Annotated in this window: 11 protein-coding genes; all 11 read left to right on the forward strand. The window is 72.0% G+C overall.

Translation table 11 applies throughout. The features are described from left to right. Window positions 1-6 precede the first annotated feature (6 nt). The 11 genes from OG422_RS26510 (at window position 7) to OG422_RS26560 (ending at window position 12,833) form a co-directional block, all read left to right on the forward strand. Window positions 7-888 (forward strand): glycosyltransferase family 2 protein, encoded by an 882-nt coding sequence (locus OG422_RS26510; protein ID WP_405748003.1) that lies wholly within the window; start codon window positions 7-9, stop codon window positions 886-888. Window positions 889-967: 79 nt separating this feature from the next. Beyond that, window positions 968-1,906 (forward strand): ABC transporter permease, encoded by a 939-nt coding sequence (locus tag OG422_RS26515; RefSeq protein ID WP_143941265.1) that lies wholly within the window; start codon window positions 968-970, stop codon window positions 1,904-1,906. Continuing rightward, window positions 1,899-2,699, forward strand: coding sequence for an ABC transporter ATP-binding protein (locus OG422_RS26520; protein WP_143941266.1), 801 nt, complete (start codon window positions 1,899-1,901; stop codon window positions 2,697-2,699). Before OG422_RS26515 ends, OG422_RS26520 begins: the two co-directional genes overlap by 8 nt. A gap of 367 nt (window positions 2,700-3,066) precedes the next feature. Beyond that, window positions 3,067-3,993 (forward strand): squalene synthase HpnC, encoded by a 927-nt coding sequence (gene hpnC / locus OG422_RS26525; protein ID WP_251076559.1) that lies wholly within the window; start codon window positions 3,067-3,069, stop codon window positions 3,991-3,993. Next, on the forward strand, window positions 3,990-4,937 hold the full coding sequence (gene hpnD / locus OG422_RS26530) for a presqualene diphosphate synthase HpnD (RefSeq protein WP_405746381.1): 948 nt from the start codon (window positions 3,990-3,992) through the stop codon (window positions 4,935-4,937). The genes hpnC and hpnD overlap by 4 nt, the downstream gene beginning before the upstream one ends. A 121-nt stretch (window positions 4,938-5,058) precedes the next feature. Continuing rightward, window positions 5,059-6,477 carry a hydroxysqualene dehydroxylase HpnE gene (hpnE, locus tag OG422_RS26535; RefSeq protein WP_143941268.1) on the forward strand — a complete coding sequence of 473 codons (1,419 nt, stop codon included), beginning with the start codon at window positions 5,059-5,061 and terminating at the stop codon, window positions 6,475-6,477. Between the two features lie 20 nt (window positions 6,478-6,497). Next, window positions 6,498-7,595: a polyprenyl synthetase family protein gene (locus OG422_RS26540; protein WP_143941269.1), complete on the forward strand. Its 1,098-nt coding sequence runs from the start codon at window positions 6,498-6,500 to the stop codon at window positions 7,593-7,595. Window positions 7,596-7,699: 104 nt separating this feature from the next. After that, window positions 7,700-9,691 carry a squalene--hopene cyclase gene (gene shc / locus OG422_RS26545; protein ID WP_405746384.1) on the forward strand — a complete coding sequence of 664 codons (1,992 nt, stop codon included), beginning with the start codon at window positions 7,700-7,702 and terminating at the stop codon, window positions 9,689-9,691. Then, window positions 9,691-10,344, forward strand: coding sequence for a 1-hydroxy-2-methyl-2-butenyl 4-diphosphate reductase (locus tag OG422_RS26550; RefSeq protein ID WP_143941271.1), 654 nt, complete (start codon window positions 9,691-9,693; stop codon window positions 10,342-10,344). Before shc ends, OG422_RS26550 begins: the two co-directional genes overlap by 1 nt. 5 nt (window positions 10,345-10,349) lie before the next feature. Next, complete coding sequence (hpnH, locus tag OG422_RS26555; RefSeq protein ID WP_405746387.1) at window positions 10,350-11,372, forward strand: adenosyl-hopene transferase HpnH; 1,023 nt, start codon at window positions 10,350-10,352, stop codon at window positions 11,370-11,372. 78 nt (window positions 11,373-11,450) lie between these two features. Then, window positions 11,451-12,833, forward strand: coding sequence for an aspartate aminotransferase family protein (locus OG422_RS26560; protein WP_405746389.1), 1,383 nt, complete (start codon window positions 11,451-11,453; stop codon window positions 12,831-12,833). Window positions 12,834-12,856: the final 23 nt, after the last annotated feature.

Raw genomic sequence — 12,856 nt, forward strand, 5'->3', positions numbered from 1 at the left:
CAGAAGATGACGGTCGGCGCGGTGGTCCTCACCATGGGCAACCGCCCCGAGGAACTGCGCGCGCTGCTGGACTCGGTCGCCGAGCAGGAGGGCGATCCGGTCGAGGTGGTGGTGGTCGGCAACGGCTCACCCCTGCCCGAGCTGGACGTCCCCGGGCTGATGGTGCGCACCGTCGAGCTGCCGGAGAACGTCGGCATCCCGGCGGGCCGCAACGTCGGCATCGAGGCGTTCGGCCCCGGCGGCACCGACGTCGACGTCCTGCTCTTCCTCGACGACGACGGCCTGCTGGCCCGGCCGGACACCGCCGAGCTGTGCCGCCAGGCGTTCGCCGCGGAGGAGAAGCTGGGCATCATCAGCTTCCGGATCGCCGACCCGGACACCGGGGAGACCCAGCGCCGCCACGTCCCGCGGCTGCGCGCCTCCGACCCGATGCGCTCCTCGCGCGTGACCACCTTCCTCGGTGGCGCCAACGCGGCCCGTACGGCGGTGTTCGCGCAGGTCGGCGGCTTGCCCGACGACTTCTTCTACGCGCACGAGGAGACCGATCTGGCCTGGCGCGCGCTGGACGCGGGCTGGCTGGTCGACTACCGCGCGGACATGCTGCTGCTCCATCCGACGATGGCGCCGAGCCGGCACGCGGTCTACCACCGGATGGTGGCCCGGAACCGCGTCTGGCTGGCGCGGCGCAATCTGCCCGCTCTGCTGGTTCCGGTCTATCTCGGTGTCTGGTTCCTGCTGACCCTGGCCCGGCGCCCCTCCTGGCCGGCGCTGCGCGTCTGGCTGGCCGGCTTCAAGGAGGGCTGGACGACCCCTTGCGGCCCCAGGCGTCCCATGAAGTGGCGTACCGTGTGGCGCCTGACCCGGCTGGGTCGCCCTCCCGTCATCTGACAAGCTCAATATCTGAGAGCATCAGGCGCGAGCCGGGGCGTGGCCCCGGCAGCGCACCTTGAGGACGAAAGTGTCAACTGTGAGCGAGACCACGCACGACGGTGCGGTCGCCATGAGTGCCCCGCCATCCCCCGACGAGGGACTCACCCCTGCTCAGCTGGCCCAGAAGTACGGGCTGTCGCAGAGCGGAGCCCGGCCCGGCCTGTTCGAATACGTCCGGCAGCTGTGGGACCGGCGCCACTTCATCGCCGCCTTCTCCAGCGCCAAGCTGACCGCGCAGTACAGCCAGGCGAAGCTGGGCCAGGTCTGGCAGGTGGCGACGCCGCTGCTCAACGCGCTGGTGTACTACTTCATCTTCGGTCTGCTCATGGGCGGCCGGGGCAGCATGTCGAACGACGTCTACATCCCGTTCCTGGTGACCGGTGTCTTCGTCTTCACCTTCACCCAGAGCTCGGCGATGGCTGGCGTCCGGGCGATCTCCGGCAATCTCGGACTGGTGCGCGCGCTGCACTTCCCGCGCGCCTCGCTGCCGATCTCGTTCGCCCTCCAGCAGCTCCAGCAGCTGCTGTTCTCGATGATCGTGCTGGTCATCGTCCTGCTCGGGTTCGGGCACTACCCGTCGATGTCGTGGCTGCTGGTGTTCCCCACGCTGGTCCTCCAGTACGTCTTCAACACCGGTCTGGCCATGATCATGGCGCGCGCCGGTGCGAAGACCCCCGACCTGGCGCAGCTGCTGCCGTTCATCATGCGGACGTGGATGTACGCGTCCGGCGTCATGTACAACCTGACCGAGCAGCTGCGGAACAAGCACGCCGCCGAATGGCTGATCAACCTGCTGGCGTCGAACCCGGCGTCGGTCTACATCGACCTGATGCGCTACTCGCTGCTGGGGCATGGCTTCAACCACGCCGACCTGCCGCCGCACGTCTGGGCGCTGGCCCTCGGCTGGGCGCTGCTCGTCGGCGCCCTGGGCTTCGTGTACTTCTGGAAGGCTGAGGAGCGTTACGGCCGTGGCTGAGCAGCAGCAGGACACCGGCGCCACCGCGCAGGCGGCCCCGGCCACCCCCACCGTGATCGCCGACGATCTGCACATCGTCTACCGCGTCTACGGCGGTGGCGGCAAGGGCAGCGCCACCGCGGCGCTCAACCGCATCATCCGCCGCAAGCCGGGCGGCAGCGTCCGCGAGGTGCACGCGGTCAAGGGCGTCACCTTCACCGCGTACCGCGGCGAGGCCATCGGGCTGATCGGCTCCAACGGCTCGGGCAAGTCGACGCTGCTGCGGGCCATCGCCGGTCTCCTCCCGGCCGAGCGCGGCAAGGTCTACACCGACGGCCAGCCGTCGCTGCTGGGCGTGAACGCCGCGCTGATGAACGACCTGACCGGCGAGAAGAACGTGGTGCTGGGCGGGCTGGCGATGGGCATGTCCCGCGACCAGGTCCGCGAGCGCTACCAGGGCATCGTCGACTTCTCGGGCATCAACGAGAAGGGCGACTTCATCTCGCTGCCGATGCGCACCTACTCGTCCGGTATGGCGGCCCGTCTGCGGTTCTCCATCGCCGCGGCGAAGGACCACGACGTGCTGATGATCGACGAGGCGCTGGCCACCGGCGACCGCAAGTTCCAAAAGCGCTCCGAGGCCCGCATCCGCGAGCTGCGCAAGGAGGCCGGTACGGTCTTCCTGGTCAGCCACAACAACAAGTCGATCAGGGACACCTGCGACCGGGTGCTGTGGCTGGAGAAGGGCGAGTTGCTGATGGACGGCCCGACCGACGAGGTCATCAAGGCGTACGAAAAGGAGTCGGGCAAGTAGTCCGCCTCCGGCCCGGGCCCCCGCGAGACGTTCGCGGGGGCCCTGTGGCCGTCATGAGCCGGTCAACTCCCGTCGGCCGGAGGGTCGTTGGGCCTCGCGTGGCGTGGTGCCGGGCGCGGTCCGGGGGTGCGGGACCCGGTCATCCGTCGCGAAGATCTACGGCGTAAGCTGTACGGGTACTGATCAGAATAAGTGGTATAAGTCGGGCAATGCTCGCCATTCGTGAGCGTCGAACGGTCCCGTCGGGCGTGCCGTGACCTGTGGCGTGTCCGAAATGGGATGTTTTAGCTTGGCGGTGTAGAACGGGAGACGTGACGGCAATGGCTACTGGACCGCTCCGGCTCCGAAACGTGCCGGGCAGACTTCGGTGAGCCGAGAAACGGCCCAGGCCCCCGCGGGCCGGCCGGTGGACGATCTCTCGCGCGCCGTCCTCGACCAGGCCGCTCACGAGAACTTCCCGGTCGCGCCCTTCTTCCTGCCTCGTGCCTGGCGCGGGGACCTCATGGCGATCTACGGCTACGCCCGCCTGGTCGACGACATCGGCGACGGCGACCTCGCCCCCGGTGGCGGCGACGCCGTCCTCCTCGGGCTGGAGCGCGACCGGGCCGACGACCGCCTCGCGCTGCTCGACGCCCTCGAAGCGGACCTGCATCGCGTCTTCAGCGACCGCGCCCCTGGCCCCCGCCACCCGCTCCTGCGCCGCCTGGGCCCGACCGTCCGCCGCTGCGGGCTGACGCCCGAGCCCTTCCTCGGCCTGATCGAGGCGAACCGCCAGGACCAGCGGATCTCGCGCTATGCGACCGCCGCGGACCTCGACGCGTACTGCGAGCTGTCCGCCAACCCCGTCGGCCGTCTCGTCCTCGGCATCACCGGCACCACCAGCCCCGAACGCGTCCGTCGCTCCGACGAGATCTGCACCGCGCTGCAGATCGTCGAACACCTCCAGGACGTTGCCGAGGACCTGGCCCGCGACCGGATCTACCTCCCAGAGGAGACCCGGAAGCGCTTCGGTGTCACCGAGGCGGACCTGGCCGCCCCGCACGCCGGCCCCGCCGTGCGCGCGCTGATCGCCCACGAGGCGGACCGCGCCGCCCGGCTGCTGGACGCCGGAGCCCCCCTGGTGGGCAGCGTGCACGGCCGCCTGCGGCTGCTGCTGGCCGGTTTTGTCGGCGGCGGGCGCGCCGCGCTGCGGGCCATCGCCGACGCCGACCACGACGTACTCCCCGGACCGCCCAAGCCGACCAAGCTCAGCCTGCTGCGCGAGGTGGGGGCGACATTGCGAAGAGAGGGGTGAGTCGGACCGTGGAGGAAACCGCACAGACATCCGCGCCGGTGCTCGCCGCATACCGCTACTGCGAGGCCATCACCGGGCATCAGGCCCGGAACTTCGCCTACGGCATCCGGCTGCTGCCGGTCGCCAAGCGGCAGGCCATGTCGGCGCTCTACGCCTTCTCCCGCCGCGTCGACGACATCGGCGACGGCTCCCTGGAGCCGGAGGCCAAGCGCGTCCGGCTGGAGGACACCCGGGCGCTGCTGGGCCGTATCAAGGACGGCGAGATCGAGGAGGACGACACCGATCCGGTCGCCGTCGCCCTCGCCGACGCCGCCCGGCGCTTCCCGCTGCCCCTGGTCGGTCTCGACGAGCTGATCGACGGCGTCCTGATGGACGTCCGCGGCGAGACCTACCGCACCTGGGACGAGCTGAGGCTCTACTGCCGCTGCGTCGCCGGGGCCATCGGGCGGCTCTCGCTCGGCGTGTTCGGCACGGTGCCCGGCGCGCCGGACGCCGCGCGCGCCCCCGAGTACGCCGACACCCTCGGCCTCGCCCTGCAGCTCACCAACATCCTGCGCGACGTCCGCGAGGACGCCGCCAACGGCCGCACCTACCTGCCCTCCGAGGACCTCGCGAAGTTCGGCTGCTCGGCCGGGTTCGACGCGCCGGTGCCGCCGCCGGGCGCGGACTTCGCCGGGCTGGTGCACTTCGAGGCCGCCCGCGCCCGCGCGCTCTTCGCCGAGGGCTTCCGGCTGCTGCCGATGCTCGACCGCCGCAGCGGCGCCTGCGTCGCCGCGATGGCCGGGATCTACCACCGGCTGCTGACCCGCATCGCCGACGACCCGGAAGCCGTACTCCGTGGCCGGGTGTCGCTGCCGGGCCGGGAGAAGGCGTTCGTCGCGGTGCGCGGCCTGTCCGGTCTGGACGCCCGCGCGGCCGGCCGCCGCATCGCCGGGAGGCGCTGATGTACGCCCGCACCACTGCACGGACCGGCCGCCCGGGACCCCGGCCGCCGCACCCCGCGGCCCCCGGGGCAACCCTCCCGGTGATCACCGCGTCCCTGAGGACGGTATCGGGGGAGGACACATGACAGCCGGAGCACGGCGCACCGGCGGCGCGGTGGTGGTCGGCGGCGGGCTGGCCGGTACGGCGGCCGCGCTGGCGCTCGCCGACGCCGGGGCGCGCGTCACCCTCGTCGAGGGCCGCCCGCGCCTGGGCGGCCTGGTCTTCTCCTTCCGCCGCGAGTTCGGCGGCGGCGAGCTGAGCGTCGACAACGGCCAGCACGTCTTCCTGCGCTGCTGCACCGCCTACGGCGCCTTCCTGGAACGGCTCGGCGCCACCGGCCTGGTGCCGCTCCAGGACCGGATGGACGTACCCGTCCTCGACGCCGACCGGATGCGGCTGGGGCGGCTGCGGCGCACCGCGCTGCCCGTCCCGCTGCACCTCGCGGGCAGCCTCGCCCGCTACCCGCACCTGACGCCCGCCGACCGCGCCTCCGTGGTCCGCGCCACCCTCGCGCTCAAGGGCCTCGACCTCGACGACCCGGCGCTCGACGCGGTCGACTTCGGCAGCTGGCTGCGGCGCCACGGCCAGTCGGCCCGCGCCGTCGAGGCGCTGTGGGACCTCGTCGGCGTCGCCACCCTCAACGCCACCGCGTCCGGCGCCTCCCTCGGCCTCGCCGCCAAGGTCTTCAAGACCGGCCTGCTCTCCGCGCCCGGCGCCGCCGACATCGGCTGGGCCAGGGTCCCGCTCGGCGACGTCCACGACACCCTCGCCCGCACCACCCTGGAGAAGGCCGGCGTCCGCGTCCTGCTGCGCACCCGCGCCACCGGCCTCACCCGTACGGAGTCCGGCTGGCGCGTCGCGGTCGCCGACGGGCCGGACGCCACCGACCCGCTCGACGCCGACACCGTCGTGACGGCCCTGCCGCAGCGCGAGACCCACGCCCTGCTGCCCGAGGGCACCCTCGACGACCAGGACCGGCTGCTCGACATCGGCACCGCGCCGATCCTCAACCTCCACGTCGTCTACGACCGCAAGGTGCTGCGCCAACCGTTCTTCGCCGCGGTCGGCTCGCCGGTGCAGTGGGTCTTCGACCGCACCGACACCTCCGGCCTGGCCTCCCTCCCCGAGGGCGCGGGCTGCCAGTACCTGGCGGTGTCGCAGTCGGCCGCGCAGCAGGAGATCGGGCAGCCGGTCGCCAAGCTGCGCGACCGCTACCTCCCGGAGCTGGAGCGGCTGCTGCCCGCGGCGCGCGGCGCCCGCGTCCGCGACTTCTTCGTCACCCGCGAACGCACCGCGACGTTCGCGCCCACCCCGGGCGTCGGCAGGCTCCGCCCCGCCGCCCGGACCCGTACCCCCGGCCTGTTCCTGGCCGGTGCGTGGACCGCCACCGGGTGGCCCGCGACCATGGAAGGCGCCGTGCGCAGCGGTCATGCGGCCGCACGTCACGCGCTCACCGAACTCGGCTTCCCCCGGGGCCAGCTGCCCCGGGAGGCAGCATGACAACGAGCACCAGCGCTCCCATGAGCACGAGCATCGGAAACAGAGGAGAAACCGTGAACCCGGCTTCCCCAGCTATCGACACCGAGAGCGTCACCGCGCTGCTGGAGCGCGGGCGCACGCTCGCCACTCCCGTGCTGCGTGCCGCCGTGGACAGACTCGCTCCTCCCATGGACACCGTCGCCGCCTACCACTTCGGGTGGATCGACGCCGCGGGCCACCCCTCGGCGGGCGACGGCGGCAAGGCGGTACGTCCCGCGCTCTCCCTGCTCTCCGCCGAGGCCGCGGGCGCGGCGCCGGAGGTAGGCATCCCCGGCGCGGTCGCCGTCGAGCTGGTGCACAACTTCTCGCTGCTCCACGACGACCTCATGGACGGCGACGAGCAGCGCCGCCACCGCGACACGGTGTGGAAGGTGCACGGCCCCGCCCAGGCGATCCTGGTCGGCGACGCCCTCTTCGCCCTCGCCAACGAGCTGCTGCTCGAACTCGGCACCGTCGAGGCCGGGCGCGCCACCCGCCGTCTGACCACCGCCACCCGTAAGCTGATCGACGGTCAGGCGCAGGACATCTCGTACGAGCACCGGGAGCGGGTCACCGTCGCGGAGTGTCTGGAGATGGAGGGCAACAAGACCGGCGCGCTGCTGGCCTGTGCCGTTTCCATCGGCGCGGTGCTCGGCGGCGCCGACGACCGCACCGCCGACACCTTGGAGAAGTACGGCTACCACCTCGGCCTCGCGTTCCAGGCGGTCGACGACCTGCTCGGCATCTGGGGCGACCCGGAGTCCACTGGCAAGCAGACCTGGAGCGATCTGCGCCAGCGCAAGAAGTCGCTGCCGGTTGTCGCCGCGCTGGACGCCGACGGTCCCGCCTCGCGTCGTCTCGCCGAGATCCTGGCGGCCGACGCGAAGAAGTCCGAGACCGAGATCGCCGACTTCACCGAGGAGGAGTTCGCCTCTCGCGCCGCGCTGATCGAGGAGGCCGGGGGCCGCGAGTGGACGTCCCAGGAGGCCCGCCGCCAGCACGCCACGGCCATCGCCGCGCTCGACGAGGTCGAGATGCCGGAGAAGGTCCGCGCGCAGCTCGTCGCGCTCGCGGACTTCGTCGTCGTACGACAGAGATGAGCACTATCGACACGAACTGATCGCAGTCGCCGGCCGGTGCCAGCCGGGCGCCGGCCGACGGAATCCCTGAGCACGCTTCACAGTTCACTGCAGAAGGGGAAGCCATGACAGCGACGACCGACGGAAGCACCGGGGCCCTGCCGCCCTGGGCTCCCTCGGCCAGCGATGCTGCCGACCACACCGAAGACCCGGTGGGCATCGCACAGCAGGCCCGGCGTGCGACGGAGCGCGCCACCGCATATCTCCTCTCCGTCCAGGACCCCGCCGGATGGTGGAAGGGCGACCTCGAGACCAACGTCACGATGGACGCCGAGGACCTGATGCTCCGCCAGTTCCTGGGTGTCCGGGACACGCAGACCACCGAGGCCGCCGCCCGGCACATCCGCGGTGAGCAGCGCGAGGACGGCGCCTGGACCACCTTCCACGGAGGGCCCGGCGACCTCTCCACCACCGTCGAGGCGTATGTCGCCCTGCGGCTCGCCGGGGACGCGCCCGACGCCCCGCACATGGCCCGCGCCGCCGCCCGGGTCCGGGAGGCGGGCGGCATCGCCGCATCCCGCGTCTTCACCCGCATCTGGCTTGCCCTCTTCGGCTGGTGGAAGTGGGACGACCTCCCCGAACTCCCGCCGGAGCTGATCCACCTCCCGAAGTGGTTCCCGCTCAACATCTACGACTTCGGGTGCTGGGCGCGGCAGACGATCGTGCCGCTCACCATCGTCTCGGCCAAGCGCCCGGTGCGGCCCGCGCCGTTCGCCCTCGACGAGCTGCACACCGACCCGGCCGACCCCAACCCGCCGCGCCCGCTCGCGCCGGCCACCAGCTGGGACGGCCTCTTCCAGCGCCTCGACCGGGCGCTGCACCTCTACCGCAAGGTCGCGGTGCGCCCGGTGCGCGCCGCCGCGATGCGGTCCGCGGCCCGCTGGATCATCGAACGCCAGGAGAACGACGGCTGCTGGGGAGGTATCCAGCCGCCCGCCGTCTACTCCGTCATCGCCCTGCACCTGCTCGGCTACGACCTCGACCACCCGGTCCTCAAGGCGGGCCTGGCGTCGCTGGACCGCTTCGCCGTGTGGCGCGAGGACGGCTCCCGGATGATCGAGGCGTGCCAGTCGCCGGTCTGGGACACCTGCCTGGCCACCATCGCCCTCGCCGACGCCGGGCTGCCCGCCGACCACCCGCAGTTGGTCAAGGCCGCCGACTGGATGCTCGCCGAGCAGATCGACCGCCCCGGCGACTGGACGGTCCGCCGCCCCCACCTCCCGTCCGGTGGCTGGGGCTTCGAGTTCGAGAACGACAACTACCCGGACATCGACGACACCGCCGAGGTGGTCCTCGCGCTGCGCCGGGTCGACCACCCGGACCCGCGGCGGATCGAGGAGGCCGTTGCGCGCGGGGTGCGCTGGAGCGCCGGGATGCAGTCGAAGAACGGGGCCTGGGGCGCGTTCGACGCCGACAACACCAGCCCGTTCCCCAACCGCCTGCCGTTCTGCGACTTCGGCGAGGTCATCGACCCGCCGTCGGCGGACGTCACCGCTCATGTCGTCGAGATGCTGGCCGACACCGGCCGTGCCGACCATCCGCGCGCCCGCCGCGGCCTCGTCTGGCTCCTCGCCGATCAGGAGCCCTGCGGCGCCTGGTTCGGCCGCTGGGGCACCAACTACCTCTACGGCACCGGCTCGGTGCTGCCCGCGCTCGCCGCGGCCGGTGTTCCCGGCTCGCATCCGGCCGTCCGGCGCGCCGTCGCCTGGCTGGAGCGGGTGCAGAACGCCGACGGCGGCTGGGGCGAGGACCAGCGCTCGTACCAGGACAAGGAGACGTGGGCGGGCCGCGGCGCCTCCACCGCCTCGCAGACGGCCTGGGCGCTGATGGCGCTGCTGGCCGCCGGGGAGCGGGACGGCGAGGCCGTCCGCCGCGGGGTGCGCTGGCTGGCCGGCACCCAGCTGCCGGACGGTTCCTGGGACGAGCCGTACTTCACCGGCACCGGCTTCCCCTGGGACTTCTCCATCAACTACCACCTGTACCGCCAGGTCTTCCCGCTGACGGCGCTCGGCCGTTACGTGGGCGGCGGGCCGGCCGCCGCACCACTGGGGGCCTGATGCCGAGACGGCCCCCGCCGGAGACCGAACCGCCCCTGCTGGTCGCCTGTGCGCTCGGCATCGAGCGGTTCGCGCTGCGCGGCGGGGGCCGCGACTCCACCCCGTCCGCGCGGGTCACGCTCCGCACCGGTATGGGGCCGCACGCCGCCGAACGCGCCATGGAGCGGGCGCTCGCCCCGGGCGCGCCCACCGCGCACTCCCCGGTGATCGCCAGCGGCTTCTGCGCCGGGCTCGCCCCGGGGATGCGCCCCGGCGATGTGGTCGTGGCCGAGCGGACCCGCGACCACCGACCGGACGCATCCGACGTGCTCTGTCACGGCGGCCCGCTGACCGAGGCGCTGCGCTCGCGCGGGCTGACCGTCCACACCGGGCTGCTCCAGGGCAGTGACCACGTGGTGCGCGGTGCGGAACGGGCGGCGCTGCACGCCGCGGGTGCGGTCGCGGTGGACATGGAGTCCGCCGCGACGCTGCGCGTGGCGCGGGCGGCGGGCGACCGCCCGGTTGCGGCCGTCCGGGTGGTCGTGGACGCTCCAGAACATGAACTGCTGCGCCTGGCCACCCTGCGCGGAGGAATATCGGCCTTCCGCGTCCTGCGGTCAGTCCTTCCTGTTTTCTTCGAATGGCACCGTTCTTTGCTGCTCCCCTGGAGGTGAGCCAGATGGCCATGCCGCTCCGCCAGTCCATCCGGGTCGGGACCTATCTCATTGAACAGAAGATGCGGAGGCGCGAGAAGTTTCCGCTGATCGTCGAGTTGGAGCCGCTGTTCGCCTGTAACCTCAAGTGCGAGGGGTGCGGAAAGATCCAGCATCCGGCGGGCGTCCTCAAACAGCGGATGCCGGTGGCGCAGGCGGTGGGGGCGGTACTGGAGTCCGGCGCCCCGATGGTCTCCATCGCCGGCGGCGAGCCCCTGATGCACCCTCAGATCGACGAGATCGTGCGGCAGTTGGTGGCGAAGCGGAAATACGTTTTCCTCTGCACCAACGCGATGCTGCTCCGCAAGAAGCTGGAGAAGTTCACCCCCTCGCGGTACTTCGCCTTCGCGGTGCACATCGACGGAATGCGCGAGCGCCACGACGAATCCGTGGCCAAGGAGGGCGTGTTCGACGAGGCGGTGGCCGCCATCAAGGAGGCCAAACGGCGCGGCTTCCGGGTCACCACCAACTCCACCTTCTTCAACACCGACACCCCGCAGACCATCATCGAGGTGCTGAACTTCCTCAACGACGACCTCCAGGTCGACGAGATGATGCTGTCGCCCGCCTACGCGTACGAGAAGGCGCCCGACCAGGAGCACTTCCTCGGCGTCGAGCAGACCCGGGAGCTGTTCAAGAAGGCGTTCGCGGGGGGTAACCGCGGCCGCTGGCGCCTCAACCACAGTCCGCTCTTCCTCGACTTCCTGGAGGGCAAGGCGGACTTCCCGTGCACCGCGTGGGCGATCCCCAACTACTCCCTCTTCGGCTGGCAGCGCCCCTGCTATCTGATGAGCGACGGCTACGTCCCCACGTACCGGCAGCTCATCGAGGAGACCGATTGGGAGAAGTACGGCCGCGGCAAGGATCCGCGGTGCGCCAACTGCATGGCGCACTGCGGCTACGAGCCGACCGCCGTGCTGGCCACCATGGGGTCGCTCAAGGAGTCGCTGCGCGCGGCGCGGGAGACCGTCACGGGGAACCGTGACTGACGTGCCCGGCCACGTCGGACCGGCCCGGGCGGCGCGCACCGCCCGGGCCGTGGGGAGAAGCGGGGAGGCGAGTCACCGGTGACCGGTTTCGATCTGGGCCGTCTGCTGGCCGAGCGCGGCGGCGAACGCTACGACCTGCACAGCCGCCATCTCAACCACCAGCTGCCGCGGATGCTGCACACCCTCGGCTTCGACAAGGTCTACGAGCGGGCCGAGGGCGCGTACTTCTGGGACGCCGACGGGCAGGACTACCTCGACATGCTCGCCGGTTTCGGGGTGATGGGCCTGGGGCGCCACCACCCGGTCGTCCGGCAGGCGCTGCACGACGTCCTCGACGCGCAGCTGGCGGACCTCACCCGCTTCGACTGCCAGCCGCTGCCCGGTCTGCTCGCCGAGAAGCTGCTGGCCCACGCGCCCCACCTGGACCGGGTGTTCTTCGGCAACAGCGGCACCGAAGCCGTCGAGACCGCTTTGAAGTTCGCCCGCTACGCCACCGGCAGACCCCGCGTCCTGTACTGCACCCACGCCTTCCACGGCCTGACGACGGGCTCCCTGTCGGTCAACGGCGAGGACGGCTTCCGCGACGGCTTCGCCCCGCTGCTGCCGGACACCGCCATCGAACTGGGCGATCTGGCGGCGCTGGAGCGCGAGCTGCGCCGCGGGGACGTGGCGGCGCTGGTGGTCGAGCCGATCCAGGGCAAGGGGGTGCTGCCGGCCCCGCCCGGCTTTCTTGCCGCCGCCCAGGACCTGCTCCACCGCCACAAGGCCCTGCTGATCGCCGACGAGGTGCAGACCGGCCTCGGCCGCACCGGCGACTTCTTCGCCTACCAGCACGAGGCGGGCGTCGCACCGGACCTGGTCTGCGTCGCCAAGGCACTGTCCGGCGGCTATGTCCCCGTCGGTGCGACGCTGGGCAAGGACTGGATCTTCAAGAAGGTCTACTCCTCCATGGACCGGGTGCTGGTGCACTCCGCCAGCTTCGGCGCCAACGCCCAGGCCATGGCGGCGGGCCTGGCGGTGCTCGCGGTGCTGGAGGACGAGCAGCTCGTCGCCCACGCCCGGCGCACCGGCGATCTGCTGCGCACCCGGCTGGCCGCGCTCACCGACCGGTACGAGCTGCTGCACGAGGTGCGCGGCCGGGGCCTGATGATCGGCATCGAGTTCGGCCGCCCGAAGTCGCTGGGGCTGCGCGGCCGCTGGACGATGCTCCAGGCGGCCCGCAAGGGCCTGTTCGCGCAGATGGTCGTGGTGCCGCTGCTGCAACGGCACCGCATCCTCACGCAGGTCTCCGGCGACCATCTGGAGGTCATCAAGCTGCTCCCGCCGCTGATCATCGGCGAGCGGGAGGTGGACCGGTTCGTCACGGCGTTCACCGCCGTCATGGACGAGGCCCACGCGGGCTCCGGCCTGATGTGGGACTTCGGGCGGACGCTGGTGAAGCAGGCGGTCGCCCACCGCTGAGGCAGGGCGGCGCACGGGAGGGG

Origin of the sequence: Streptomyces sp. NBC_01525, from assembly GCF_045040405.1 — a bacterium.
GTDB lineage: Bacteria > Actinomycetota > Actinomycetes > Streptomycetales > Streptomycetaceae > Streptomyces > Streptomyces benahoarensis.

What these genes read in the sequence shown, in the direction of transcription:
- OG422_RS26510 (WP_405748003.1), top strand. Translation starts at nt 7, where the DNA reads ATGACGGTCGGCGCGGTGGTCCTCACCATGGGCAACCGCCCCGAGGAA.
- hpnE (WP_143941268.1), top strand. Translation starts at nt 5,059, where the DNA reads ATGACAGCCGGAGCACGGCGCACCGGCGGCGCGGTGGTGGTCGGCGGC.
- OG422_RS26540 (WP_143941269.1), top strand. Translation starts at nt 6,498, where the DNA reads ATGAGCACGAGCATCGGAAACAGAGGAGAAACCGTGAACCCGGCTTCC.
- shc (WP_405746384.1), top strand. Translation starts at nt 7,700, where the DNA reads ATGACAGCGACGACCGACGGAAGCACCGGGGCCCTGCCGCCCTGGGCT.
- OG422_RS26550 (WP_143941271.1), top strand. Translation starts at nt 9,691, where the DNA reads ATGCCGAGACGGCCCCCGCCGGAGACCGAACCGCCCCTGCTGGTCGCC.
- hpnH (WP_405746387.1), top strand. Translation starts at nt 10,350, where the DNA reads ATGGCCATGCCGCTCCGCCAGTCCATCCGGGTCGGGACCTATCTCATT.